Here is a 26,369-nt window from a genome sequence, read left to right on the forward strand (position 1 = left end):
CCGTCCACCGATCAGGCGTCCCGGCCCGGCGCCACGGCCCCGCCGCCCGCGCGGATCGCCGCGAGGGCGGCGGCGTGCAGGGCGGCCGGATCGCCCCGATGGGCCCGGGGGCTGCCCGTGAGCGTGTACCACTCGTCGGCGTCCTCGTACTGGACGTCGAACCGGACCAGGCCCCCGGCCGCCTCGGTGCTGCGCAGCGTCAGCGGGCCGGTGATCACGCCGACCTCGTCGGTCATGGCACCGCCCGGCCCGGCGAGCACCCCGTCCTGCCACCGGTGCGGTCGCGTCATGAGGCACAGGTGTCCAGCATCGTGGTGAGCATCTTCTTCTCCGGTTCGGTGACGGTCAGTCCGTACGTGGATTTCACGGTCGTCCAAGCCCGCCCGTACTGGCACCAGCTCGCCTTGTCCGGCGGCTGCCACAGGTCGGGGCTCTGGTCGCCCTTGGAACGGTTCGAGGCCGCGGTCACGGCCAGCAGCTGAGGATGGGTCAGGTCGTTGGCGAAGGCCTTGCGCCGTGCGGAGTCCCAGCCGGCCGCGCCGGAGCGCCAGCCCTCGGCGAGCGGCACCATGTGGTCGATGTCCATCTTCCCCGCGTCCGTGACGACCACCCCGTCGTAGAGGCTCTTCCAGTTGCCGGACACGGCCCTGCACTCGGCGTCCCGGGTGACCCCGGTGCCGTCGCGCTCGAGGACCACCTCACGGGTGTCGCACTTGTTGCCCTGCTGCGCCCAGTGCGTGAACTTGTCCCGGCTGTAGCCCGCCATCGTGCCGACCGGGGCGACCACGAGCGCCGCCAACTGCGTCCGCGCCACGGCCACGCCGACCATGCCCGGCAATACGTCCCCACCGGCCGGTTTGGCGTCGCCGCCCGGTGTCTCCGGCGATTTCGGGGACTGTGGCGCCGCCGTGGACGGCGAGCCCGCGGGCGCGGACGCCTTGGGGTCCCCGCCGTCCGGCGCGACCGCACCGGAGCACCCGGTCGCGGCGGCCAGCAGCAGCGCCACCAGCACCGCACCCGGCACACGTATCTGACGTCCCATAACCCCACCCCGAGCCGGTACCGCTCCGCACGCTGTCCCGGAAACACTACCCAGAACCGGACAATCAACCTACGGAGGGCCCTCCGGCGGGCGTTGTCAGTGGCTCTCGCTAGTCTCCCGGCATACCGCAGCTCAGGGGGGTCGGCTCCCCCCTGTCAGGGCTGCGCGGAACCGGACAGGACAGGCGGAGGGGCACAGTCTGATGGCATGGCTGGCAGCGGGCGAGGGGTACGAGATCGCCCTGGTGGAGGGACGGGTGGCGGCACGGTCCACCACCGGGCGGACGGCGGGGCGGCAGTTGAAGACACTGCCCAAGGCCCTGAAGGACCATCCCGAGGTGGACCGGCTGCGCCGGCTGGCCGAATGGCTCGACCGGCACGAGGCGGCCTGCGCCGCACAGGTCGACAGCTGGATGGTCTCCTCGCTGCCCGTGCCGACCGAACTGCTCGCCCGGGTCTGGCCGGACGAGGCCTGGCAGAGCGCCCTGCGTGACGTGGCCGTCGTCGGCGACGACCCCGACGAGGTGGGTTTCCTGCGCGACGCCACCGCCTCCGGTGAGCTGAAGGTGGTCAACCTCGACGGCGAGACCGTCCGGCTCTCCCCCCGCACGGTGACCCTGCCGCACCCCGTTCTGCTGCCCGACCTCGACGACGTACGGGACTTCGCGGCCGAGCTGGGCATCGTGCAGCGGGTCGAGCAGATCCACCGGGCCACCTGGCACAAGCCCGCCGCGGTCGCCGCCACCGCCACCGAGGTCCGCGACTACGCGGGCGGCTCCTTCCCGACCCGCTTCAGCCTCGCGGCCCGGGCCACGGGCCTCGGCTACCGGGTCTCCGGCGGCTACGCCACCTGCAAGGTCCGGGACTCCGGGACGGGCACCGAGGCCGCCGTGTGGATCGGCGAACCCTATTACGACGACGAGACGACCACCGGCGCACTGAGCTGGCACGACGAGGACGGCCGGGCGGTACGCCTGGCCGAGGTCGGACCGGTGGCCTGGTCCGAAGGCATGCGGATGGCCGCGGCGCTGTACGCCGGGCGCAAGATCGAGGAGGGCGGGGACGCGTGAGCACCAACCAGGAAGACACCGACATGAACAAGGCCGAACTGCTGCTCAAGGCCGGAGCCGTACTGCCGTCGGACACCACCGGCGCCGGCCCCGACGTCGTGGAACTGACCGCGCGCGCCTACCGCCACCCGGGTCTCGCCGACGACCGCGTCGTGGTCCGGCTCGCCCCCGGCGAACTGGGCGCGGCCGAGGACCTCGCCGCCGGCTTCCTCGGACTCGTACGCGAAGAGGGCGAACCGCCCGTCGTCGGGCTGAGCAAGCGCCAGGCCCTGGGCTTCCCCGAGTGGGTCCTCGTGCACCACCCCGAGGACGGCCACCACGCCCTCGCCGTCGTCCCCGAACTGGACCGGATCGCCCGGCAGGCCAAGACCAAGCCCAAGGCCGCCCTCGACGCCTGCCTCGAACTCGCCGGCCGCCTCGCCGCGTCCGTCCCGCACTTCCTGCCCCTCTTCCACGAGCAGGCCGCACGCCTCTTCCTCGCCGTGGAGAACACCACCTACGCCGCCCAGCTGTTCGGGCGGGCCCGTGCCGCCGAGGCCCAGTACGGGCTGGCCATCGACGAGGACCGGCTCGACGCCGTCTTCCTCGAGTTCGCCCTCGTCGGCGCCCTGCCGGTCAAGGTACTCACCGGCTACGGCAAGGCCCTCGCCGGCCGCGTCACCCCCGCCGAGGCCTACGACCGCTTCCGCCGCCTGTGCGTGCGCCGCACCGCCGGCGGGCTGCCGCCCTCCGCCCAGGCCGCCGCCGAACTGCGCCGCCTCGCCCGCGCCGCGGGTCTGACCGGCACCGAACCCGAGCAGGACTACCTCGCCGAACTGCTGCCCCTGCCCGCCACCCTGCGCGCCGCGCTCGGCTGGTGGAAGGCCCACCGCAGCGCCCTCGTGGCCCTCGCCCGCCGCGTTCCCGCAGTCCGCGGCACGCTCCTCGGGCTGACCCCGCCCAGCGGCGACGGCGGCGAGTTCACCACCCTGTGGCTGGAGATCCTGGAGGAGTCCGGCGCCACCGCCGGCCTCGCCGACGGGAACCTGCCCGCCGAGCAGCGCTGCGCCGACGGCACGGCCGGCTGGCTGGAGCGCTTCCACGCCGCCCGCCACTCCGGCTGGGGCAGCCGCCCCACCCTCCCGCTCCTCCTCGACATCGTCGAACGGTGCGCCGGGCAGTTGCGCACCGAACTCGCCCGCCCCGAACGCGAAGCGGGCCTGCGGATCGGCGTCGAGGACACCGACCTCCTCGACCTGCTGCTCGCCCTGGACGTTCCGGTCGCCGACCCCGAGGCCGGGAGCGAGCACCGCCGACACCGCTCCGACCACCTGCACCTCTCCGAGTGGGCCGGCCGCGACCAGCGCCGCGACCTGCTCGCCCTCGCCGCCGACCAGCGCTTCCACCCCGCCTTCCGCCGCGCGCTGAGCAACCTCGGCGACGGCAGCGCCGACGTCGTCCGGTGCGTCGCCGCCTCGCCCGGCGGCCGCCCGCTGCTGGCCGAGTGGATGCGCGACGTCGCCCTCGCCTCCACCGCCGCCGGTCTCCCCGGAGTCCCCGACGCCATCGCGCGGCTGAGGTGGCTGCCCACCGAAGCCCTGGAACTCGCCCCCGAGGAAGTGGCCGCCGCCGCGGCCGCGGACCTCGCCGAAACCCTCGCCCGTACCCTGCGCGGCGGCCTCTTCGAGGAACTGGCCTGGCCCTCCTGGGAGGAGGCCCTCGCCGAACTGAGCCCCGGCCGGGGCCAGGACGCCCTCACCGTGGTGGAGGCCTGGCCGTACCTGATCGTCGCCAACCAGACCCAGGTCCGGGTCATCGACGCCGACTCCACCGTCCTCACGCACGACCTGCGCGTGCCGACGGGTACCAATTACAACTACGGTTTCCACTACGTCGACGGGGAACTGCTCGTCTTCTGGTCCTCCTGGAGCACCAACGGGACGCAGGGCTACTGGCACCACTCGCCCGGCACCGTCTTCACCCTGGACACCGACCGCAGCCACTGGTCGCTGCGCAGCGACCACCTCTCCCTGCCGCTCCCCGGCGGCGGGCGCACCACCGGCGGCGGAGTCCTGCACCGCGGCGACACGAAGCTCCCGGACGAGCGGCCCCTGCTGTCCGACGGCACCTCGTACTGGGTGTGGTTGCGGCGTGAGGAGCAGAACGAGACCGGCTGGTTCGAGTACGACCCCGTCGGCGGGACCCACGGCCGGTCCTCCATGCCCGCGTTCTTCGCCGACGCACTGCGCGCCGACCCGCACACCGGCCACCGCGCCGGGTCCTCCAACTGGCTGCGGCCCACGCCCACCGTGGCCGGCTCGGTGCTCGGCGAGCCCACCGACGGCCTGCTCGGCTGGTGCACCGTATCGATCCGCGACCACGGCTGGGAGGGCACCGACACCGGCGGCCGCACCGTAGCCGTGCCCGAGGGCGGCAACGTGCCCGTCGCCGGCCTCCTCTTCCCCGGTGACGACCGGCCCCGCGCCCTGTCCCAGCACTGGCGGGAGCTGAGCATCACCGACCCGGATGGGGTGACCACCGCCCGCTCGCGCGACGGCCACCGCCGGCGCTCCGCCTTCGGCACGGGCAGCGTGGACCTTCCGCCGCTGTCGCACTGGTACGCCCTGCGCCCGCGCGACACCGAGGGCTCGGCCGTCCTGCGCGCCGCCGACCGGGAGACCGTGGCCGCCCTGCTGAAGACGGCCGCCGCGGCCGAAAAGGCCGCCGACCTGCCCGAGCTGGTGAGCGCGGCCCTGCCGGCGATCACCGCCCCCGAGATCATCGCGGGTGTCGTCGAGGTCCTCCGCTTCACCCTCACCCAGCAGAAGGCCCTCGACGAGATCGCCGCCCGGCTCCACCCGGACGACACCCCCGTCGAGGAGCGCGAGCAGGGACCCGGCGACCGGCTGATCGCCGACGGGCTCAGCGGTCTCATCGGCTCCGGCTACTACCGCTGGGGCGGCGAGAGCGACGCCGCCCACTACACGCTGAGCGAACTGGCCGCCGCCCGCGCGCGGACCGACGCCGCCCCGGTGCCCGGCCTGCTGCACTTCGACACGCCCGCACTGCCGTACTGGTCCTTCACGTGGACCCCGCTGCTGGACCAGCCCGCCGCCGTCGCCTACCGGGCCGTCACCGTCGCGCCCACCGACGAGCAGCGGGAGGGCCTGCTCACCCTGCTCGGCGCGGTCGACGCCCTGGGCCTGGCCTCGGCCGAGGGCTCCGCGGACCACTGGCGCCGGGTCCTGCTCCGCCTCGAGCGGCAGCACCTGCTCACCCCGGACGGCGAACGCAACGTCCACCACCGCAGCCTGCTGCCGCTGGGCGGCGGAGCCGTCCTCGCACTGACCGAGCACAGCGAATCCGTACCCGAGGGCCACGAGTTCGGCGCCCTGCTGTACGACCCCACGGGCACCTTCGCCGTCCCCGGCCCCTACACCGTCCGCGGCGACGCCCCGCTCGGCGACCGCGAGCGCGGCGCCGACTGGCTGACCGCGTTCCTCCGCGCGGCAGCCGAGCACGGTCCCGCGCCGTTGCGCCCCGAAGCCGCGGACGAGTTCGCGCGGCTCACCGGAGTCTCCGGCACCCTCGCCCGCCTGGTGCTCGCCGGCTTCCCGGGCGTCGACAGCTACGAACGCAACTTCCTGAGCCCCGAACTGCGCACCGCCCTCGGGGTCAAGGCCACCGACGCCGCGTACGCCCGCGACGAGCTCAAGAACCTCGACGTCGAGCTGCGGCGCGCCGTCGTCGGGGCCCTGCTCCCCGCCGATCCGGCGAAGCTGTGGAGCGAGGGGCCCGACGTCGAGGCCGCCGCCGAGATCTGGAACCGGCGCGTGGGCCGCCGCACCCCCGTCCCCGAGTGGCTGAGCACCGAAGCCGCCCGCGCCGTGGGCGGCAGCTGGCCCGCGCACCGCGCCCTGGCCGCGCTGCTCGACCCGGCCGCCTCGCGCGAGCTCTCCGTCGACGTCCCCTGGACGGTGAAGGGCGATCACGTGGAGCCCGCCGAACCGGCCACCGAACCCTTCACCGCGACCGTCCTGACCGGAACCACGGCCATGGCGTCCTGGCTGGCCCACCGGCTGCCCGCGGGCGATTCGGTACGAGCGGTCCTGCCGCCCGTACTGACCGCCGTACGGCAGCGGCTCGCCGCACCCGAACTGCTCCTGGAGATCGGGCACTACACCAACCTGCCCGCCTTCCGCTCGGCGGCCGGTACGCCGACCGAGACCGGCGAGGGCTTCGAACGCTACGGCGCCGTCGTCATGGCCACCCACGACGACATGCCCAAGCCCGCCCTGCGCCCGGCGCTGCTCGACTCCACCGGCTCCGACCCCTACCTGCCGCTCCTGCGCGGCGAGGAACAGCGGCCCACGCCCGCGGAGACGGCGCTGCGCACGGCCCACGACCCGCGCTTCGCCGCGCTGCTCGCCGATCCGGGCGCCCCGGCGGCCGGTGCGACGGACGCCGACGGCACCTGGTGGCCGCAGGACCCGAGCCGCTCCGTCCCCGACCTGGTGGCGGAGGCGGGCGACCGGCACGGCCTGGGAGCCGACGCGGCCACCCTCTACCTCATGCTGCTCGCCATGCCCGACCCCACCGACCGCAACACGGCACGGTGGACCGGCTGGAAGCCGGCCCGCCTCAAGGCCGCCCGCGCCGAACTGGCCGCCACCGACCTGGTGGTGACGGCCGGCCGCAGCCGGGCCGGGCGCTCGCTGTTCCTGCCGGGCGGCTGGGCCGACATGCCCTCCCCGACGCTGCCCGTGGAGCAGTGGAAGCTCCCCATGTACGGCCTGAGCACGGGTGGCCGGCCCCCGCTGGGCGTGCTCGTCCCGGCCGAACCCGCCGCCGAGCTCTACCGCCGCGCCTGGCAGCGGGTCCAGGAGGGCGACCTGCCGCGCTTCGAGGAGCTCAAGGTGAAGCGCACCCGCGCCCGCCGCCGCTGAACCGGCCCGCCCGCCCCGGGCCGCCGGGGACCCCCGGCACGGCGCGGCGCACCTGCCCGCAGGTGCGCCGCGCCCCCGCACCGACCTCCCGCCACACCTTCCAGAGGAACCGATGACCGTCACCGAAGAAACCGCCCCCGCCGCCCGGCAGGTGCTGCCCGCCGAGGAGCGCCACGCCGCCGAGCTCGCCTTCCTCGCCGCCCAGGACCCCGGCCCCCGCCCGCCCGGCTGGGCCCTGACCCCGCGCGCCGTCGTCACCTTCGTCTGCGGCAGCGACGGAACCGAGCTGGCGCTGCCGGGTCGCCGCCGCGCCGGACTCCCCGCCAAGCTGGTCATCACCCCCAAGTTCGTCGGCGAACGCGCCCTCGTGGAGCGCTGCGTCGTCACCCTGGCCGGCGAGCGCGGCCTGCTCCTGACCGGCGAGCCCGGCACCGCCAAGTCGATGCTGTCCGAGCTGCTGGCGGCCGCCGTCAGCGGCACCAGCGCGCTCACCGTCCAGGGCACGGCCGGCACCACCGAGGACGCCTTCCGCTACGGCTGGAACTACGCCCTGCTGCTCGCGCAGGGCCCCACCCCGCAGGCCCTGGTCGACTCCCCGGTGCTCGCCGCCATGCGCACCGGCCGCGTCGTCCGCGTCGAGGAGATCACCCGCTGCCTGCCCGAGGTACAGGACGCGCTCGTGTCGATCCTGTCCGACCGGCGGCTCAGCGTGCCCGAACTGACGGCCACCGAGGACGCGGTGGTCTCCGCCGCCCCCGGCTTCACCGTCATCGCCACCGCCAACCTGCGCGACCGCGGCGTCTCGGAGATGTCCGCCGCCCTCAAGCGGCGCTTCAACTTCGAGACCGTCGCCCCGATCGCCGACGCGGACGCGGAGGCCACGCTGATCCGCCGCCAGGCGGTGGCCGCCGTCCAGCGGGCCGGCGCCGCCTTCGGCGTCGACGACGCCGTGCTCGACGCGCTCGTCACGGTCTTCCGAGACCTGCGCTCCGGCCGTTCCGCCGAGGGCTGGGACGTGGAACGCCCCGGCACGGTCATGTCCACCGCCGAAGCCGTCCAGGTGGCGGCCTCGCTCGGGGTCGCCGCCGCGTACCTGCCGGGCGGGGACGTGCTGGACCTGCTGCCGGGGCACCTGCTGGGCGTCGTGCGCAAGGACGACCCGGCCGACCACGGACGGCTGCTGGGGTACTGGGACGGGCCGGTCCGGCGCCGCGCCGAGGACGGTTCACCGATGTGGCGCCGCCTCTGGGACCTGCGCGGGAGCCTGCGTTGACGCACACCGACCCGCGCGCCGCGGTGGACGCCCTCGCCGCGGCCCGCGAGCCCTACCTCATCGGGGTGCGCCACCACAGCCCCGCGCTGGCGGCGGTGGTACCGGCGCTGCTGGACGCCTCGGGCGCCGACGTGGTGTGCGTCGAGCTCCCGGCGGAGTTCCAGTCCTGGCTGGAGCACCTGGCCGACCCGGAGACCGTCGCCCCGGTCGCCCTCGCGGGCACGGGGGAGGACGGCCGCCTCGCGTTCTACCCGTTCGCGGACTTCTCCCCGGAACTGGCCGCGATCCGCTGGGCCCGGGCGGCCGGCGCGGCCGTCATCTGCTGCGACCTCCCCCTGTCGGACCGCGGCTGGACCGCCCCGGCCGAAGTCCCGGGCCAGGGCCCGGGCCCGGCTCCTGCCGGTGGGACGTTCGCGGATGCGCTGACCGCCGCCGGTACGGGGCGCGAGGGTGACGACCTGTGGGACCGGGCGGTCGAGGTCCTCGCGCCGGGATGCTCCCCGGAGGCCGTGCGGCGTGCGGCGCTCGGCGTCGGCTGGGCGCTGCGCTCGGACACGAATGCCGTACCCGCGACGGACCTGGCCCGCGAGGCGCACATGCGGAGCGTCATCGCGGGCGCCGTCGCCGCGGGCCACCGCGTGGCGGCGGTGATCGGGGCATTCCACGCCCCGGCCCTCCCGGACACGTCCGCCGACGCCTCGCCGGCCTCCGGCCACGATGCCGTGCCCGGCAACGGCCGGGCTTCCGGCTCCGGTACCACCTCCGGAGTCGGGTCCGGCTCCGGTACCACCCCCGGCGTCGGCACCGGGTCCGGCACCGGACCCGACTCCGGGTCCGGCACCAACTCCAACTCCGGTTCCGGACAGGGCCCCGCCGCCGACGTCGGCACGGGGTCCGCCTCCGGCACCGGGTCCCCTTCCGATACTGGCACTGGCGTCGGCTCCGGTCACGGATCCGCCTCCGCTTCCGGCACCGGAGCCGGCCACGGGCCCGCCTCGGGGTCCGGCAGCGACGCCAACTCCGGCTCCGGCCAGGGGCCCGCCTCCGGTGTCGGCCATGGGGCCCCCTCCGGGACTGACACCGGCTCCGGCCATGGGCCGGGTTCCGGTTCGGGGGGCGAGGGTGGTGGGGCCGGCGCGGCCCCCGGGCCGAAGGCGGTCGTGCCGGGTCCTCGGGACCGCAGGGCCGCCGCGGACGCGGCGCCCGCCGTCACCTCCTTCGTTCCGTACTCCTTCGACCTGCTCGACTCCCGTTCCGGCTACCCCGCCGGGATCCGGGATCCCCGCTGGCAGCAGGCCGTCCTCGAAGCCGGCGGTGACCCCGACCGGGTCCGCGAGGCCGCCTCCGTCGCCGTCACCGGGCTCTGCCGGGAGCTGCGCCGCGCCGGGCACACCGCGGGCACCGGCGAGGCCGCCGAGACCCTGCGGCTCGCCTGCGACCTCGCCACCCTGCGCGCGCTGCCCGCGCCCGGCCGCGGCGAGCTCCTCGAAGCCGTCACCACCGTCCTCGGCCAGGGCGAACCGCTCGGCCGCGGCCGGGCGCTGGCCCGTGCCCTCGAGGCCGTGCTCGTCGGCACCTCCCGCGGCCGGATCACCCCGCACGCCCCCCGCTCCGGACTCGGCCCCTCCGTCGAGGCCGAGCTCGCCGCCCTGCGGCTGCCGTCCCCCGAGGACCCCGCGCCCCGCGAGATCCGCCTCGACCCGCTCCGCTCCGCCCTCGACGGCCGCCGCGAGGTCCTGCTGCAGCGGCTCCTCGTGTGCGGTGCCGCCTACGGGGAGCCCCTCACCGTCGCCGCCACCGGCGACGGCACCGCCCTCGGCACCAAGTGGCGGCTGTCCTGGACGCCTTCCGTCCCGGCCCGGCTGGACCTCGCCGGGGTGCGCGGAGTCACCGCCGCGCAGGCCGCCGCCGGCACGCTGCGGGACACCGCCCGCCGCGCCGCCGCCGACGGCGGGCCGACCCCGGCGCAGATCCTCGCCGGGCTGGCCGCCGCCGCGCGGTGCGATCTGCCCGAGCTGGTCGACGTACGCCTCCACGAGGCGGCCACCGCCCTGCCGCAGACCGCCACCCTGCCCGAACTCCTGGACGCCCTCGACCTCCTGGAGGCCCTCCACCGCGGCCACCTGCCCGGCACCTCGGACGCGTCCAGGGCGGCCGCCGCCGCGCTGGCGGGCGACCTCCTCGAGGCGGCCGTGCGCTGCCTGCCCGGCCTCGCCGGGAGCGAGGACCCGGCCGACGCGGTCGCCCTGGTGGCCCTCGCCGACCGGGCCGCCGCCCATCACCTGGGCCTGCGCACGGACGACGCCCTCGCCGCCCTGGCGGCCGACGCGGCGCCGATGATGCAGGGCGCGGCCCTGGCGGTGCGGGTCCTGCTCGACCTCGACCCGGCCGAGGCGCTCGGCGACCGCGCCGCCGGCTGGATCGACGGCGCGGGCACCGCCGACAGCCGGCGCGCCCTGACCCGGCGGCTCGGCGGGCTCCTCACCGCCGCCGGGCCCCTGCTGCAGTCCTCCCCGGCCGCCCTCACCCCGCTCCTCGACCGCGTGGAGCACCTCGCCGACCAGGACTTCCTCGACCGGCTCCCGGCACTGCGCGGCGGCTTCGACGCCCTCTCGCCCGCCGCCCGGGACCGGTTGCTCGACACCGTCACCGAGCGCCTCGGCGACCGGATCGACCTCGCGCTCGACGCGTCACCCGCCCTGCTCGCCCTGTGGGCCGCCGCCGACGCGGCCGGACTCGCCGCCCTCAAGGCCCTCCCGCTGCCCGGAACGGAAACGCAGGCACCGGCACCGGCACCGACGCCGGTGCCGGTGCCTGTGCCGGCCGAAGCCGCCGGGGCGGCGGCAGCCCCGCGCACGCCGGCCCCGCGGACCGACGGCCCGCGGCTCGCCCCCGCCGACCGCTGGCGCCTGCTGCTCGGCCGCGAACGGGACCGGCTCCCGGCCGGCGCCCGCCGCTACGCCCACGCGCTGGACGAGCTCTACGGAGCGGGGCGCGGCGAAGGCGCCTCCGACCTCGACCTCGGCCGGGGGCGCGGCCAGAGCGGCGGCCAGGAGGCCTCCTTCCCCACCGCCCGGGAGTGGTCCGAGGAGTTGGAGGCGCTGTTCGGCGCCGACGTACGCGAGGAGGTGCTGGCGGGCGCGGCCGAAGCGGGCCGCACCGACGTCCTCACCCAGCTCGATCCGGCGGCCGTACGACCCTCGGTGGAACTGCTGAGCTCCGTGCTGTCCCTCGCCGGCGGACTGCCCGAGGCCCAACTCGTCCGGCTGCGCCCCCTGGTCAGGCGGCTCGTCGACGAACTCGCCAAGGAGCTCGCCACCCGGCTGCGGCCGGCCCTCTCGGGCCTGGCCACCCCGCGCCCCACCCGGCGGCCCGGTGGCAAGCTCGACCTGGCCCGCACCTTGCGCGCCAACCTCGCGCACACCCGGCGCCGGGACGACGGCAGCGTGGTCGTCGTCCCGGAGCGGCCCGTCTTCAGCACCCGGGCGAGCCGTGAGGCCGACTGGCGGCTGATCCTGGTCGTCGACGTCTCCGGATCGATGGAGGCCTCCGTCATCTGGTCGGCGCTGACCGCGGCCGTACTGGGCGGCGTACCGACCCTGTCCACCCACTTCCTCGCCTTCTCCACCCAGGTCGTGGACCTCACCGACCGGGTCGAGGACCCGCTCTCCCTGCTGCTGGAGGTCCGTGTCGGGGGCGGCACGCACATCGCCGCCGGTCTCGCGCACGCCCGCACCCTGATCACCGTCCCGAGCCGCACCCTGGTCGTCGTGGTCAGCGACTTCGAGGAGGGCGCGCCGATCGGCGGGCTCCTCGGCGAGGTCCGCGCGCTGGCCGCCTCCGGCGCCCACCTGCTGGGCTGCGCCGCGCTCGACGACGAGGGGACGCCCCGGTACTCGGTCCCGGTCGCGCGGCAACTCGTGGCGGCCGGAATGCCCGTGGCCGCCCTCAGTCCCCTCGCCCTCGCCCGCTGGGTGGGCGACCGCCTCCGTGGAGAGTCCCGTTGAGCACCGAACTGCCGCCCGTCGCACCCGAGGTGCTCGCCGAAGCCGTCGAGAACCTCACCCCCCGTCTGCGCAAGAAGCTGGACGCCGCCACCGAGGGCTGCGCGGCGGGCGCCGTCTTCACGGCCGAGGGCACCGTCACCCTCCGCTTCGGCGAGGACGCCCTCGTCACCCTGAGCCCCGGTCCGGGGGGCACGATCACCACGGCGGACCAGGCCGCGTGCAGCTGCCTGCTGGCACCGCGCTGCCTGCACCGGGCCGCCGCCCTGGGCGCGGCCCCGCTCGCGGACACCCCGCCGGAGCCGGTCGCGGCGGCCGAACCCGGCCCGCCCGCCGAACCCGCCGGATCCAAGGAAGCCACCGGGACGACGGAAACCACCGGGTCGACCGAAACCACCGGGCCCGCGGATCCCGGCGAGTCCGCCCCGGCCCTCACCGCCGCCCAACTGCGCGCCGCCGGCGCCCTCTGGCACGTGGCCGCCGAGGCGCTCGCCGCCGGGGTCACCGCCGGTGGAGCGGTGGTCCAGGCCGAGTTGCTGCGCGCCGCCCACACCGCCCGCCTCGCGGGGCTCCCGCGCGCCGAGGCGGCGGCCCTACGGGTCGTACGCGGCCTGCGTGCCGCCCGCGAACGCCGGGCCGGCCAGCGGCTCGGCGACCTCACCGGGGCGTTCCGCGAGCTCCTCCACACCGCCGGGATGCTGGCCTCGGGCTCGGCCGACCCCGCGCTCACCGGCATCAGCCGGCGCGCCTACGCGCCCGGCGGCAGTCTCCAGGTGCACGGCCTGTGCCGGGAACCGGTGCTCTCCGCCACCGGGTACGGCGGCGTCGTCACCCACCTGCTGGCCCCGGACGGCATCCCCTACTCGGTCTCCGACGTCAGGCCCGGCGGCCTGGCCCGTGCCCGGGGCGCCGGTTCGGCCTCCGTGGCCCTCGGCGGCGCCACCCTCGATCATGCCGGCCTCGCCCGCGGCGGCCTGCGCATCGTCGGCGCGACCGTCTCCCCGGAAGGGCGACTGGGCGCCGGACGCGGGGTCAGGGCGACCCCGCTGCCCGGCACCGCCTGGACCGAACAGCCCGCCGCGCGGCTCTTCGCCCGGCCGGCCGCCGAGGCGGTCGCCGAGCTGCTCGCCGCCCCGGACGCGGCCGAGTCCGCGCTGATCGGCTGCGACGTCACCGTCGTCGGCGCGGCCGGCGCACACCTCCTCGTGCGCGAGACGCGCCCGGACGCGCCGCTGCTGAGGCTGGTGCCCGCGCATCCGCACCCGGAGCTGGCGCACACCGAGAACCTGCGGCGCATCGCCTCGTACCCGGGGCTCCTGCTGCGGGTCCTGGGCCGCCCCGACCTGGACCGCACCGCCACGCTGCGCCCCCTGGCGGTGGGCCCGGTGCCGGGCGCGGAGCACACGCTGCGGCTGCCCGAGGAATGGCTGGGCCGGGCCGACCTCGGCTACGACCGCCTCCAGGGCGCGCACTTCCCGCGGGGGGAGGCCGCCCCCGTACCGCTCCCGGCGGCCGAGGGCCCGGACCCGCTGGCCGACTCCCCGCTGTGGCGGGTACGCCGCCTCCTGGAGACCGGGGTCGCCGGTGGCCGCCGCGCCGTCGCCGAGGCGGCCCGCGGCGCGGACTCCCTGGCCGGCGCCTCGTACGGTCCGCTGCGCCGGGCCGGGCTCACCGGGGCGGCGGACCTGGCCGCCGCGCTGGCCGCCGAAGCCGACCGCCGTCCCCGCGATGTCTTCGGCCGGCTGGCCGACCCCTCGCCCGACGGCTACGCCTGGGCCTGGCTGGCCGCGGCCACCCATCTGGTGGCGGCGGAGCGCTGTCTGATCGCCGCGTCCTGGGCGGCGACCCCGGGCGCAGCCCCGGTCAGCGGGCCCTGACGGCCGGGGTCAGCCTGCGGGCCAGCAGCTCCAGGGCCGCCGTGACTTCGCGGACGGTGTCCGGGTCCGGGGCGGTTCCGTCGGGCCCGGTCAGTGCCGCGGTGAGGGCGTCGTCGATGGTGGTGGCCCGGACCTCGGCGACCCGGGCGGAGGGCTCGGCGGCGGGCCGGACCAGCCGGCGGCGCCGGTCGGCGGGGTCGGGCTCCGTGTCGACGGAGCCCGCCTGCTCCAGCCGGGCGACGGCCGTGGAGACCTGACTCTGCGGCAGGCCCGTCCGCGCGGCGATCTCGCCGACCGTGGTCCCGGGGTGGGAGACGACGTCGCCGAGGACGACGACCACCGAGCGGACCGGTCCCGGCGGTCCCGACTCGGGCCGGGGCATCGCCTGTTCGCCGATCTTCATGAGGGCGCGTCCCAGGAGGAACGCTTCGACTCCGTTCATGGGCAGCAGAGTACATCTGAATAGATGCATCTATCTTGATGCATCTATTTAGATGGATTACTGTCGTGCCGTCGGCCGGAAAGACCGACGACACCTCAGGAAAGGGGACCCGCCATGCCCGCGACCGTCGCTTCCGCCACCACCGTCACCCGCACCCGCACCCTCGCCGTCCCCGGCGCCACCCTGCACTTCCAGGTGGCGGGGCGCGGTCCCGTCCTCCTCCTCTCCCAGAGCGGCGAGGGCGACGCGGACCGCACGGTCGACCTCGTCCCGCACCTGACCGACACCTTCACGGTCGTCACGTACGACCGCCGGGGCCTGTCGCGCAGCACCCTCCACGACCCCGCCGGGCCCGTCACCATGGCCGAACACGCGGACGACGTCGCCCGGCTGCTCGCCGAGGTCGCCGACGGGCCGGCGCTGATGGCCGGGTTCAGCATGGGCGCCGCGATCGGCCTCCAGGCGGTGGCCCGCCACCCGGGTCTGCTGCACACCCTGATCGCCCACGAGCCCGTGATGCCGAACCTGCTGGCCGCGGCGGACCGCGCGGAGCACCTCGCCGAGCTGACGGCCATCCAGGACGCCTACGCGGCCGGGGGGCTGTCGGCGGCGTTCCCGGCGATCGCCCGGCACCTGGGCATCGACCCGTCGCACGACGAGACCGAGGACGGCCTCACCCCCCAGCCGATGACCCCGCGCCGGCAGGCCAACTTCGGCCACTTCATCGCAGCGGAGTTCACGGCCGTCACCACGGACGCCCTGGACCCGGCAGAGCCGGTACGGGCCGCGGCGCGAGCCGGCACCAGGATCATCGCGGCGACGGGGCGGACGACCCGGCCGACGGTCCACACCTACCGCTGCGCGCAGGCCCTGGCGGCGCGACTGGGCGCCGAGCCGGTCGAGTTCCCCGGCGGCCACAACGGCAACACCACGTTCCCCCGGGCGACGGCGCGGACACTGAAGACGCTCCTGGGCCGGTGATCCCCGGCGGGGCCCGCGCGGTGCCGGCCGGTGGCTACGCCGACCGCAACCAGTCGCGCAGCACGCCGAGGTCGGCCTCCGCCAGTCCCCGTCCCGGATCGACCCGGTGCAGGAGCGCCCGGCCCGGGTGGCGGGCGGCCACCCAGGCCCGGTCGGCGCCGGTGATCTCGTCGTCGACCCAGATGAAGGGCCGCCCGGCGGCGTGGGAGAGGAGCGCGGGTGTCTTCCAGTGGATCCCGCCCCGCCCGTCCTCCTCGGCGGGCTCCGGCCAGACCACCATGGGCAGTTCCGGCAGGCCGAGCCGGGGCGCGACGCACTCGTTGGCCTCCGCCCCCCAGGTCGTGGCCCACACCGGCTCGCAGGGCAGCGCCGCCAGCCGGGGCCCGAGCGTCGGATCGATCCGGGCGAGCAGGGGATTCGTGTCGTCGCCGGGCGGGTACGGGCCGGCGCCGAACGGGATCAGGGGGCCGTCGACATCGAGGTAGAGCAGGGGCAGGGGCAGGGGGAGGGGAAGGGCCGTGGAACCGGTCATACGGCCACGGTAGTCCTCCCGGGCATGGGAAACGATCTTGATGTGGCGGGTGTGATCGAGCGGCTGTGGCGGTATCCGATCAAGTCGACCGGCGGCGAACGGCTGCACAGGGTGGACGTCGACGAACGGGGTCTGGTGGGCGACCGGCTGTTCGCCGTGCGCGACGCGCAGGGCAAGTTCGGCTCGGGCAAGAACACCCGGCGCTTCCGGCGGATGGACGGCCTGCTCCACCTGGGTTCCCGCTACCCGCGCGGCGTCTCCGGGCCCGATCCGGGTGCGCCGGAACTGCTCGACCCGGCCGGGAGAGCGGTGGCCGACCCCACGGCGTACCTGCGTGCCCACCTCGGCCGTGACGATGTGGAGCTCGCCCGCGAGGGGGACGTCTCGCACTTCGACCAGCTGCCGCTCAGCGTCCTCACGACGGCCACCCTCGACTGGATCCGCCGCGAGGTGCCGGGCGTACCGGTGGACGAGCGCCGGTTCCGTCCGAACATCCTCGTGCGTACCCCGCCCGGCACCCCACCCTTCGTCGAGGACGAGTGGATCGGGTCCGAGGCCGTCGTGGGTGACACCCTCCGGATCGAGTTCCTGCGCTCCAGCGAGCGGTGCGTGATGACGAACCAGGCCCAGCGGGACCTGCCGCACTCGCCGCTGATCCTCAGGGCGATCGCCAGGGGGCACGGCAACCGGCTCGACGCGCTCGCCCGGATCGTCCTGGCGGGAACGGCCCGGGTCGGGGACCGCGTCGTGCTCGTCTGAGAGCGGGAACCGCCCGACGCGCCTCAGCCGTTACCGGGCGGGAAACAGGCGGAAGCGCGAGTTGGAGCCGTTGTCGGAGCACGGGGCGAGACGCATGACATCGCCCACGTTCTGACCCGTCATGGTCGAGCAGTTCTTCGACGCCGCCTTCGGCTGGAACTGGTAGTAGTTGCCGAAGTCGACACCGACGATGTTGAAGGCGCTGTCGTTGCTGTCGCACTTGTAGAGCTTGATCTCGGCGCCGACCGCGCCGCCGCTGGTCCAGTTGTTCAGACAGAACTGCGGCCACGCGGCGCTCTGGATCTTGAAGTGGTGGGCGCCGGCGTCGACGCGGTTCCACTTCTGGGCGTTGGTGCCGTTGCACCACCACTGCTGGACGACCTGCCCGTTGTACGGGTTGCTCTGCGGGATGTCGAGGCAGAGGCCGTCCGAGATGTTGATCGTGATGTTGTTCTGGGTGACGGCCTGGGCCGGGGCCGCGGCCAGGACGGTGCCGAGGGCGGCGGCGGCCAGAGCGGCCATGGCGGCAGTACGCATGCGCATGAGGATCCCCGAGGGTGTGTCGATGGCGGAGGACGAGCCCGGCCCGGCCGGACCGGACGGCGTCAGGAGCGAACGTAGCCAGCTCATCGGCCCTTTTCCCGTCCCAGAGCCCCGTGGGACGTCCCGGGACGCAACGCGGTGCGCCCGTGTGAGGCGGCTCGCGACCACGAGGTGGAACCCGCGGCGCCGTGATCGCCTCTTGTTCGCCGAAGGGGGGACGGAAATGACGAAGACAGCGGTGTCCGTGACCGGGAGGCTGGTGGCGGCGGGGCTCCTGTGCGCCGCCCTGGCGGCGTGCGGGACCACAAGGGCGGGAGAGGCCGCGCCGCCCGCGGGGGTATCCGCGCTCGCCACGGCGGAGTGCGATCTCGACGTGCCGACGGACCAGGAAACGGGCGGGCCCGCGGGCCCCCCGACCGACGAGGAGACGGGCGGGTACGCGGGTCCGCCCACCGATCAGGAAACGGGCGGGTATGCCGGTCCGCCCACCGATCAGGAGACGGGCGGGTATGCCGGTCCGCCCACCGATCAGGAGACCGGTGGATACGTGGGCCCGCCGACCGACGGCCGGATGACCGACGGCGGTGGCCCCTGCGGCCCGGCGGACTGGTTCGACATGACCCGTGACTTCACCGCCTACTACCTCAAGCACAAGGCCGACGACGGCTACGACGACTCCGAGGTGATCAAGGAGGTCCGCGTCCGCAAGGTGCGCGCGGTCGGCGAGGCGAGGATCACCTTCACCACCGAGGAAGTGGGCAAGAGCCGGGGCGACGCCGCACGCGCCATGGCCAAGTTGTTCGCCGACTGGCGGCACCAGGTCTACGGCGACACGGGCACCGTGACCCTCCAGACCGCGACGGGCGGGCGGCTGAACATCACCGAGCGCTGGTGACCTCGGGCCACCGCACGTCCCAGAGCGCGCAGTGGTGCTCCGCCCGTGCGTCCACCGTACGGATCCCGCCCGCCCCCGGCGCCAGCGACAGAACCCGGGCAGCGGTCCGGTCGCCCGGCCACCGCGGTGCTCCCGGCACCGCCGGAACGCCCGTGCGGGCGAAGGCCGTCCAGTAGTCGGTCATCCGGTCCGCGAGCTGCCGCTGCGGTCCCGTCAGCGGCACGATCGTGAAGAGATAGGGCAGTTCGAAGCCGTGGGCCGCGCCGTAGGGCAGGTCCGGGGGCTCCGGCAGGCCCGTGAAGTCGGGCGCGCTCCGGTCGCTGAACCGGTACGTGTACACCGGCACGAGCCGGCCCAGCGCCGCGCCGTCCCGCAGCGTCGGGCAGACGAACGACACGTCGGTCAGTACGGCGGCCCACGCCACTGCCGGGCTCGCGAAGGCGGACACCGGATAGGCGGCCTCCACCGCGCGGGCGGTCGGCGCGTCGAATGACAGCTCCAGCCGGGCCCGGTAGGCGGCCCCGTCGGGGATCGGATACGCCGCCAGCGTCTGTGCGAGGAAGAGGCGCATCTCGTCCAGGGTGGCGCCCTGGACGACCGGCACCCGGTGGAACCGGCCGGCCTCCAGTGCCCGCCGGGGCTCCAGCGGCAGCGTGCCGTTGCCGTAGGAGAGCAGCGAGAAGCGCTGCATCAGGTCCGCGGTCACCAGGGCGCCGGTGTCCAGCCCGCGCAGGCAGTCCAGCACCCTGCCGGGCCGGTCGCAGCCGAGCCGGGCCGCCGCCAGGGCGCCGTCCGCGACCGTGCGCCGCTCCGGCACGAAGGGCTCGTACGTGCCGAGGCCGGGCAGCAGGGACCGCGGCGGTGTCGTGGTCGAGCACGATCCGCTCTGCACGATCGCCCGGTGGAACAGGCCCGCCGAGGCGGGGGAGACGAGGTGCGCGCAGACGCTGAGGGCTCCCGCCGATTCGCCGAAGACGGTGACGTTGCCCGGGTCCGCGCCGAAGCGCGCCGCGTTCGCCCGTACCCAGCGCAGCGCCGCCCGCTGGTCCGCCAGGGCGAAACCGGGCGCGCCGCCGAGCTCCGGATGGCCGAACAGGCCGAAGACGCCCAGCCGGTAGTTCACGGTCACCACCACGACGCCGCCCCGCGCGGCCAGCCGGTCGGGCCGGTAGGCGTCACCCGAGCCGCTGAAGAAGCCGCCGCCGTGGAACCAGACCATGACGGGCCGCCCCCTGCCCCCGGCGGCGGCCCGGCCCGCCGGTGCGGTGACGTTGAGGTACAGGCAGTCCTCCGAGCCGGTCGGCCCGCCCGGTCCGATGGCGGGCAGCTGCGCACAGCGCGGACCGGGCGCCCCGGCATCGCGTACGCCCGCCCAGCGCGGCGCCGGCTCCGGCAGCCGCCAGCGCAGCCGACCGGTCGGGGGAGCGGCGAAGGGGATTCCCTCGAAAGTGTCGTAGGCGCCGTGCCCCAGACCGCGTACCGGACCCCGGTCGGTCGACACGACGGGCCGCCCGGGCCCTGGCGCGGCGCCCAGCAGCGACACCACGACGGGCAGCAGGACGAGGGCCAGCAGCAGGGTCCACCGGCGGCGGATCCGGCCGAGGTCGGTCACGGTCGACGCCCCTCCCCTTCGCGGCCCGGATGGAGCCCCCGTTTGACCGCCCCGAATGGCGCAGTGAGCGAAAGTGGCACCCAATGTAACAAGGCGTGTGCTTCCCGTGACGCATGATGACCGGCGCGCGATCGCGTGGACCCGCGCGTCGGCGAACGGAGTTTTCCATGGACGACCCGATCACCCTCGCGGCGAACGAGTACGAGGACCGCCGCGTGACCCCCGACCCCATAGCACCGGACGAGCCCACCGCGCCGCCCGTGCGGACCCTGCTGGAGACGGCGGCCACTTGCCGTCCGGTCGAGGAGGTCACCGCGCTCGTGAGCCTCCTCAAGGAGGGCGGCCCGCTGCCCGACGCCGGACACGACGCGCTGCGCACGGCCGCAGTGACCCGACCGGTGCAGGACGTACGAAGGATGGTCGCCCTCCTGGGCGAGTCGCCGCAGGAGGTGGCCGAGGCGGACCCGACGCTGCGCGCCGCCGCCGTCGGGCGGTCCATCGAGGACGTCGCCCTGCTGGTGACCGTCCTCGGCAAGGAGGACTCGGCCGAGGCGGAGCGCCGGGGCCGCGCCGGGCCGTCCGCCGACCCGCTCGAGTCGAGGCCGAGGTACGAGGAGCCGTACGAGCCGCGGTACCCGGAGCCGAACGACGCCCCGTACCCGGAGCCGCCCCGGCGCGCCGTCCCCGCGAGCCCGCCCGCCGCGTCCCGCGGCCGGGCGCCGCAGGGCGTGCTGCGCTGGCCGGTGGCGATCACCCTGCTGGTCTGCGGAGCCCTGCACCTGCCGAACGACCTGACGGCCGTGCGGTTCGCCGGCCCTGTCGACTGCCTGCCCCTCCTCGTCATCGTGCTCTGTCCGGTGAGCGGCGCCCTGGTGGCGCTCCGGGACACGGCGGCGGTGTGGCGGGCGGGCGCGGCCACCGCCCTCGGCGTGGTCGCCCTGCACGTGCTCGGCGGGTCGCTGCGGTACGACCCGCTGGCGGGCGCGGTGGGCGGCAACCTGGCCTGGGCCGGAGTCGCCGTCGTGCTGTGCGCGGCGGTCGGCGCGGTCCTCGCCGGCCTGGCCCTGCGCAACCGCCGGGAGCCCTCGGCCTGACCGGCCGCGGGTTCCACCGCGGCAGCGGGGGCTCTCACGCGAGCAGGTTGACGGCTCGGGTGAACACGCGGGGGAGCCGGGCGGCCGCCGGGACGATCCGGGGCGCGAGCCGCGGCTGGTGACGGGCCCACAGCAGGGACGAGGTGAGCGCGCGGTAGCTGCGCGACAGGTCCCGCCAGGCCTGCTCGTAGGCCTGCGGACGCCCCGCCCGGACGCACCGCACCAGTTCGCCCGCCGCCGTCACGGCCAGGGTGAGTCCCTCGCCGGTCAGCGCGTCCACGTACCCGGCCGCGTCCCCCACGAACAGCACGCGCCCCGCCACCCGTACGCGGGCCCCCTGGCGCAGCGGCCCCGCCCCGCGCACCGGCGTCCCCTCCGCCGCGGCCAGCCGCGCCGCCAGCACCGGGAACCGGGCCAGCTGTACGTCGAAGGGGGCCTGGTCGGAGGTCAGGACGGCCACGCCGATCCGGTCGGGTGCCAGCGGGGTGACGTACGCCTCGCACCGCGCCGACCAGTACACCTCGACGAGGTCGCTCCAGGGCTGGGCGGCGTAGTGGCGGCGCAGCCCGTAGCGGGCCGGGCGGCGGGGCGCGGGCGGCGCCGACAGGCCCAGCCCGCGACGGACGGGGGAGTGCAGGCCGTCCGCCGCGACCAGGTAGCGGGCGGTGAGCCCGGCCGCGGCGATTCCGTGTACGTCCTGGCGCACCTGGTCGACGCGCCCGGGGAGCACCCGTACTCCGAGCTGCGCGGCGCGCTCGGCCAGTGCGGCCTGCAGTTCCGTGCGCCGTGCGCCGAGCCCGGGGCCGGACCGGAAGAGCCCCTCGGCGTGGCGGCCGCTCGCCCCGTCGACGTAGCGGATGCCGTGGAACGGCTGCCCGGTCACGGGGACGCCCAGCTCCCGGAGGCGGCGTACGCCCCCCGGCATCAGGCCCTCCCCGCAGGCCTTGTCGATGGGGGTGGGCCGAGGCTCCACGACCACGGTCTCGAGGCCGGCGAGCGCGCCGTGGATGGCGGTGGCCAGTCCGGCCGGGCCACCGCCCGCGATCAGCAGGTCGATCACGAGGCGGCGCCGGCCGAGTGGACGGAGGCGGGCGCCCGCAGGCGGCCGCCGTCGGTCAGGGCGGCGTCCTCGCAGCCGATCCGTACGCGCAGCAGCATCAGATTGAGCACGGTGAAGCCGAGCGCCGTCATCCAGGCGGAGTGCACGAGCGGCAGCGCGACGCCTTCCGCGACCACGGCCACGTAGTTGGGGTGGCGCAGCAGCCGGTACGGTCCCCTCTCCACCAGCGGCAGTCCGGGAACGACCAGTACCCGGGTGTTCCAGCGCTTCCCGAGGGTGGCGATGCACCACCAGCGAAGGCCCTGGGCGGCGACGGCGACGGCGAGGGCCGACCAGCCCAGCAGCGGGACGAACGGCCGCCCGGTCACCCAGGGTTCCACCACGCAGCCCACGAGCAGCGCGGTGTGCAGGGCGACCATGGCCGGGTAGTGGCCGCGGCCGTACTCGCGGCCGCCGCGGGCGAGGCTCCACGCGGTGTTGCGGCGGGCGGTGATCAGCTCGGCGAGCCGCTCGGCGGCGACGATCCCGATCAGCAGCAGGTACGGGGTCAGGGAGGCGGAGGCGGAGGCGGTCGGGGCGGGGATCGAGATCATCGGGCTCACCAGCGCAGGAGGACGAGTTCGGAGGCGAAACCCGGACCGAAGGCGAGCATCAGCCCGACCGATCCGGGCGGGGGCGGGCCCGCGCTCTGGACGCCGTCCAGGATGTGCAGGACCGAGGCGGAGGAGAGGTTGCCCACCGCGGCGAGCGAGCGCCGGCTCGCGGCGAAGGCCGACTCCGGCAGCGCGAGGGCGTCCGAGAGCGTGTCGAGGATCTTCGGGCCGCCGGGATGGCAGATCCACGCGTCGACGTCCGCGGGCTTGAGGTCGTGCGCGGCGAGGAAGGACTCGACCTCCTCGGCCACGTGCAGCCGGACCAGGTCCGGGAGTTCGCGGCCCAGCACCATGCGCATCCCCCAGTGGCCGATGTCCCAGCCGAGGAGGTGCTCGGTGCCCGGGTACAGGTGGCTGCGGGCCGCCACCACCTCGGGTCCGGCGCCGGTGGCGTGCAGGGGATGGTCGCGGCCCACCGCCACCAGGGCACCCGCGCCGTCGCCGAACAGGGCGCCGGCCACCAGGTTCGCCATCGAGGCGTCGGTGGACTGCAGGGTGAGCGAGCAGAGCTCGGTGGACAGCAGCAGTGCCGCATGGCCGCTGCGGCCCGCCAGATGGTCGTGGAGATGGCCCACTCCGGCGGCGCCGGCCGCGCAGCCGAGACCGAAGAGCGGTACCCGCCGTACGTCGGGACGCAGGCCGGCGCGGGTGGCGAGACGGGCCTCCAGCGAGGGCGTCGCGACCCCGGTCACCGTCGTCGACATGACCAGATCGACGTTCCCGGCGGCCAGGCCGGCGTCGGAGAGGGCGAGTTCGAGGGCCCGGGTGCCGAGCTCCAGGGCCGTCTCGATGAAGAGGGCGTTCGTCGCGCCGAAGTCGTTGCCCGGGCCGTACCGCTCCAGCGGCAGCGCGAGATGTCGGCCGTCCACGCGCACCGAGCCGTGGACGCGGCGCAGAAGGGCGGTGTCGGAGCCCGGCGGCAGGAAGCGGGCGAGCGCCTCCGTGATCTCGGACTGGGGATGGTGATGGGGCGGGAACACGCTGCGCACTGCCAGAACACGTGTCATTCGGTCACCATAGAAAACAACTGACACAACGTTATGAATCAGGCGAACCGGGCGCGGCGCCGCGTAGCGTGTCGCCGTGCCCGCGCGAACCGCCCAGACCGGCGAGAACACCGAAGCCGCCGGGAGCGCAGCGCCCGGCCGCGGCCCCGGCCACGCCCTCGTACGGGGCCTGGCCGCCGCGTGCCACCCGCTGCCCGCGGCCGCCGTCACCCTCTTCGCCGCCGCCCTGACGGCCGCCGCGGGGCAGGGTCCGGCGCGGGCGGCCGTGACCGTGGGTGCGGTGGCCGCCGGACAGCTGTCGGTGGGCTGGTGCAACGACCGGGCGGACCTGCGGCGCGACCTGGCCACGGGCCGTCGGGACAAACCGCTCGTCGCCGGTGCGGTGTCGGCCGCGGCCGTGACGCGGGCCGCGGCCGTGTCGCTGCTGCTCTGCGTCGCGCTGTCCCTGGCCTGCGGGCCGCTCGCCGCCGCCGCGCACCTCGTCGGTGTGGCGGCCGCCTGGGCCTACAACCTCCACCTGAAGGGCACGGCCGCCTCCTGGGTCCCGTACGCCCTGGCCTTCGGCCTGCTGCCCGCCTTCGTCACCCTGGGCCTGTCCGGCGCCCCGTGGCCGCCGCCCTGGCTCATGGCCGCGGCGGCCCTCCTCGGCGCGGGTGCGCACTTCGCCAACGTGCTGCCGGACATCGAGGACGACCTGGCCACCGGGGTGGCGGGACTGCCGCAGCGGCTGGGCCGGCGGGTCTCGGCCGCGCTCGCCGGCCAGCTCGTCCTCGGCTCGACCGCCGTCCTGGTCCTCGGACCACCGGGGCGGGTGACGGCGTACGGCTGGACGCTGCTCGCCGCGACCGCGGCGGGGCTGCTCGTCGCGGCCCGTCGGCCCGTCGGAAGGCTCCCGTTCCTGGCCGCCATGGCGGTGGCCGGAGCCGATGTGATCCTGCTGGTCGTCGAACTCCGCCCGTGAACCGCCGGGCCTGCGCGGGCCCGGCGGACGTCCTTCAGGGCATCTCGCGGGTGCGGGTCCAGGTCAGGAGCGTGTCCGCCGGCCAGGTGTTGATGACGCGGCCGGCCGGGACCTCGCACTCCACGGCCCTTTCGCAGCCGACGATCTGCCAGTCCAGCTGGCCCGGGGCGTGCGCGTCCGTGTCGATCGCGAAGAAGGTGCCGGCCGCGACGGCGAGGCGCAGCAGGCGGCGCGGCGGGTCCAGCCGCTCGGGCCGGCTGTTGATCTCCACGGCGGTACCGGCCTCCGCGCAGGCCGCGAAGACGGCCTCGGCGTCGAACCGCGACTCCGGCCGGGTCCGGCCGGTGACCAGCCGTCCCGTGCAGTGCCCCAGGACATCCATCAGCGGGTTGCGCACGGCCGCCAGCAGCCGACGGGTCATCGCCGGCGGGTCCATCCGCAGCTTCGAGTGGACCGATCCGACGACCAGGTCGAGCCGGTCCAGCAGCTCCGGCTCCTGGTCCAGGGCCCCGTCGTCGAGGATGTCGCACTCGATCCCGGTGAGCAGCCGGAAGGGCGCCCAGGTGTCGTTGAGCTCGGCCACCACCCGCAACTGCTCGCGCAGCCGCTCCGGGGAGAGCCCGCGGGCGACGGTCAGGCGCGGCGAGTGGTCGGTCAGTACGGCCCAGTCGTGGCCCAGCGCGGCCGCCGCCCGCCCCATCGCCGCGATCGGGCTCCCGCCGTCGGACCAGTCGGAGTGCACGTGGCAGTCCCCGCGCAGGGCCTCGCGCAGCGCGGTCGCGGCGGGTGTGGCCGGCGGTCCTTCGGGGAGGGCGGCGATCTCGTCCTCCAGTGCCTGCAGATAGGCCGGCACGGCACCGCCGAGTGCCTCCCGCACGACCTGTGCCGTCTTGGGGCCGATGCCCTTCACGGCCTCCAGGGAACCGGCCGCGACCCGCTCGGCCACCTCGCCCTCGCCCATCCGGGTGACCGCGGCCGCCGCGGACCGGAAGGCGCGTACCCGGTAGGTGGGAGCCTGCGCACGCTCCAGCAGGAAGGCGATCCGGTCCAGTGCCGCAACCGGGTCCATCGCGTACCTCCTGCCGGCCGTCCCGCCGCCCCCTCGCCCGTCTCCCGGACCAGTGTCCGGCGCGGAAGGGCGCTACGCCTCTCCGGCCTCCCGGGGCACGGCGGCGTCGAGGGCGGCGGTGAGGCGGTTCAGCCGGGCCTGGAGGTCGAGGACCTCGGCGAGCTCGAAGCCGGTCGCGGCCGCGATCCGCCGCGGCACCTCCACCGCGCGGACGCGCAGCGCGGCGCCCTCCTCGGTCAGGTGGGCGTGGACACTCCGCTCGTCCTCGGTGCTGCGCTCGCGGCGGACCAGTCCGGCCGCCTCCAGCCGCTTGAGCAGCGGGGACAGTGTTCCGGAGTCCAGCCGCAGGTGCTGCCCGATCTCCTTGACCGGCATTTCGCCGTGCTCCCACAGCACCAGCATCACCAGGTACTGGGGGTAGGTGAGCCCCAGGTCCTTGAGGACGACCCGGTAGAGCCCCCCGAAGGCACGGCTCGCGGCGTTCAGCGCGAAGCAGATCTGGCCGTCGAGGCGCAGGAAGTCCTGGTCGGCGTGGGTGGCGGTGGGCTGCTCGGTCATGGCGTCCAGTGTA

21 protein-coding genes are annotated in these 26,369 nt (G+C 75.7%); 10 read left to right on the forward strand and 11 right to left on the reverse strand.

The window, feature by feature from the left end:
• Positions 1-11 precede the first annotated feature (11 nt).
• Complete coding sequence (locus tag ACXNSR_RS37705; RefSeq protein WP_458639842.1) at positions 12-290, reverse strand: hypothetical protein; 279 nt, start codon at positions 288-290, stop codon at positions 12-14.
• A complete protein-coding gene (locus ACXNSR_RS37710; RefSeq protein WP_458639843.1) occupies positions 287-1,042 on the reverse strand; it encodes an HNH endonuclease family protein in 756 nt (251 codons plus the stop codon). Before ACXNSR_RS37710 ends, ACXNSR_RS37705 begins: the two co-directional genes overlap by 4 nt.
• A gap of 202 nt (positions 1,043-1,244) precedes the next feature.
• On the opposite strand from ACXNSR_RS37710, the gene ACXNSR_RS37715 reads away from it, so the two are divergent.
• From ACXNSR_RS37715 to ACXNSR_RS37735, 5 genes are all read left to right on the forward strand, one after another.
• On the forward strand, positions 1,245-2,111 hold the full coding sequence (locus ACXNSR_RS37715) for a DUF4132 domain-containing protein (RefSeq protein ID WP_458639844.1): 867 nt from the start codon (positions 1,245-1,247) through the stop codon (positions 2,109-2,111).
• Positions 2,112-2,134: 23 nt separating this feature from the next.
• Complete coding sequence (locus ACXNSR_RS37720; protein ID WP_458643496.1) at positions 2,135-7,036, forward strand: ATP-binding protein; 4,902 nt, start codon at positions 2,135-2,137, stop codon at positions 7,034-7,036.
• 112 nt (positions 7,037-7,148) lie between these two features.
• The gene (locus tag ACXNSR_RS37725; RefSeq protein ID WP_458639845.1) at positions 7,149-8,309 is read left to right on the forward strand and encodes an ATP-binding protein; all 1,161 of its coding nucleotides are present in this window, start codon (positions 7,149-7,151) and stop codon (positions 8,307-8,309) included.
• Positions 8,306-12,316 carry a vWA domain-containing protein gene (locus ACXNSR_RS37730; RefSeq protein ID WP_458639846.1) on the forward strand — a complete coding sequence of 1,337 codons (4,011 nt, stop codon included), beginning with the start codon at positions 8,306-8,308 and terminating at the stop codon, positions 12,314-12,316. Before ACXNSR_RS37725 ends, ACXNSR_RS37730 begins: the two co-directional genes overlap by 4 nt.
• The gene (locus ACXNSR_RS37735; protein ID WP_458639847.1) at positions 12,313-14,190 is read left to right on the forward strand and encodes a hypothetical protein; all 1,878 of its coding nucleotides are present in this window, start codon (positions 12,313-12,315) and stop codon (positions 14,188-14,190) included. Before ACXNSR_RS37730 ends, ACXNSR_RS37735 begins: the two co-directional genes overlap by 4 nt.
• Here ACXNSR_RS37735 and ACXNSR_RS37740 read toward each other — a convergent pair.
• On the reverse strand, positions 14,177-14,632 hold the full coding sequence (locus tag ACXNSR_RS37740) for a MarR family transcriptional regulator (protein WP_458639848.1): 456 nt from the start codon (positions 14,630-14,632) through the stop codon (positions 14,177-14,179). The genes ACXNSR_RS37735 and ACXNSR_RS37740 overlap by 14 nt on opposite strands.
• Positions 14,633-14,746: 114 nt before the next feature.
• On the opposite strand from ACXNSR_RS37740, the gene ACXNSR_RS37745 reads away from it, so the two are divergent.
• Positions 14,747-15,613: an alpha/beta fold hydrolase gene (locus ACXNSR_RS37745; protein WP_458639849.1), complete on the forward strand. Its 867-nt coding sequence runs from the start codon at positions 14,747-14,749 to the stop codon at positions 15,611-15,613.
• 34 nt (positions 15,614-15,647) lie between these two features.
• On the opposite strand, the gene ACXNSR_RS37750 is transcribed toward ACXNSR_RS37745, so the two are convergent.
• Positions 15,648-16,145, reverse strand: a complete 498-nt coding sequence (locus ACXNSR_RS37750; RefSeq protein WP_458639850.1) for an HAD domain-containing protein — start codon at positions 16,143-16,145, stop codon at positions 15,648-15,650.
• 24 nt (positions 16,146-16,169) lie between these two features.
• On the opposite strand from ACXNSR_RS37750, the gene ACXNSR_RS37755 reads away from it, so the two are divergent.
• Positions 16,170-16,904 (forward strand): MOSC domain-containing protein, encoded by a 735-nt coding sequence (locus tag ACXNSR_RS37755; protein ID WP_458639851.1) that lies wholly within the window; start codon positions 16,170-16,172, stop codon positions 16,902-16,904.
• Between the two features lie 30 nt (positions 16,905-16,934).
• On the opposite strand, the gene ACXNSR_RS37760 is transcribed toward ACXNSR_RS37755, so the two are convergent.
• The gene (locus ACXNSR_RS37760; protein WP_458639852.1) at positions 16,935-17,441 is read right to left on the reverse strand and encodes an RICIN domain-containing protein; all 507 of its coding nucleotides are present in this window, start codon (positions 17,439-17,441) and stop codon (positions 16,935-16,937) included.
• A gap of 229 nt (positions 17,442-17,670) precedes the next feature.
• Here ACXNSR_RS37760 and ACXNSR_RS37765 point away from each other — a divergent pair, with 229 nt between their 5' ends.
• Positions 17,671-18,342, forward strand: a complete 672-nt coding sequence (locus ACXNSR_RS37765; RefSeq protein ID WP_458639853.1) for a hypothetical protein — start codon at positions 17,671-17,673, stop codon at positions 18,340-18,342.
• On the opposite strand, the gene ACXNSR_RS37770 is transcribed toward ACXNSR_RS37765, so the two are convergent.
• Positions 18,326-19,954 carry a carboxylesterase/lipase family protein gene (locus tag ACXNSR_RS37770; RefSeq protein WP_458639854.1) on the reverse strand — a complete coding sequence of 543 codons (1,629 nt, stop codon included), beginning with the start codon at positions 19,952-19,954 and terminating at the stop codon, positions 18,326-18,328. The genes ACXNSR_RS37765 and ACXNSR_RS37770 overlap by 17 nt on opposite strands.
• A 167-nt stretch (positions 19,955-20,121) precedes the next feature.
• On the opposite strand from ACXNSR_RS37770, the gene ACXNSR_RS37775 reads away from it, so the two are divergent.
• Positions 20,122-21,048, forward strand: coding sequence for a hypothetical protein (locus tag ACXNSR_RS37775; RefSeq protein WP_458639855.1), 927 nt, complete (start codon positions 20,122-20,124; stop codon positions 21,046-21,048).
• Between the two features lie 34 nt (positions 21,049-21,082).
• Here the strand turns inward: ACXNSR_RS37775 and ACXNSR_RS37780 are convergent, their stop codons facing one another.
• Genes ACXNSR_RS37780 through ACXNSR_RS37790 form a run of 3 tightly spaced genes read right to left on the reverse strand, consistent with a single transcriptional unit; the run spans position 21,083 to position 23,768 of the window.
• Positions 21,083-22,108 (reverse strand): NAD(P)/FAD-dependent oxidoreductase, encoded by a 1,026-nt coding sequence (locus tag ACXNSR_RS37780; RefSeq protein WP_458639856.1) that lies wholly within the window; start codon positions 22,106-22,108, stop codon positions 21,083-21,085.
• Complete coding sequence (locus ACXNSR_RS37785) at positions 22,105-22,659, reverse strand: isoprenylcysteine carboxyl methyltransferase family protein (protein WP_458643497.1); 555 nt, start codon at positions 22,657-22,659, stop codon at positions 22,105-22,107. Before ACXNSR_RS37785 ends, ACXNSR_RS37780 begins: the two co-directional genes overlap by 4 nt.
• A 47-nt stretch (positions 22,660-22,706) precedes the next feature.
• Positions 22,707-23,768: a type III polyketide synthase gene (locus tag ACXNSR_RS37790; RefSeq protein ID WP_458639857.1), complete on the reverse strand. Its 1,062-nt coding sequence runs from the start codon at positions 23,766-23,768 to the stop codon at positions 22,707-22,709.
• 76 nt (positions 23,769-23,844) lie between these two features.
• On the opposite strand from ACXNSR_RS37790, the gene ACXNSR_RS37795 reads away from it, so the two are divergent.
• The gene (locus ACXNSR_RS37795; protein WP_458639858.1) at positions 23,845-24,729 is read left to right on the forward strand and encodes a UbiA family prenyltransferase; all 885 of its coding nucleotides are present in this window, start codon (positions 23,845-23,847) and stop codon (positions 24,727-24,729) included.
• Positions 24,730-24,763: 34 nt separating this feature from the next.
• Here ACXNSR_RS37795 and ACXNSR_RS37800 read toward each other — a convergent pair whose 3' ends face one another.
• Positions 24,764-25,798, reverse strand: a complete 1,035-nt coding sequence (locus ACXNSR_RS37800; protein ID WP_458639859.1) for a PHP domain-containing protein — start codon at positions 25,796-25,798, stop codon at positions 24,764-24,766.
• A gap of 72 nt (positions 25,799-25,870) precedes the next feature.
• On the reverse strand, positions 25,871-26,356 hold the full coding sequence (locus ACXNSR_RS37805) for a MarR family winged helix-turn-helix transcriptional regulator (RefSeq protein ID WP_030718211.1): 486 nt from the start codon (positions 26,354-26,356) through the stop codon (positions 25,871-25,873).
• Between the last annotated feature and the right edge of the window lie 13 nt (positions 26,357-26,369).

The sequence above is a fragment of the Streptomyces sp. NC-S4 genome, assembly GCF_054353315.1.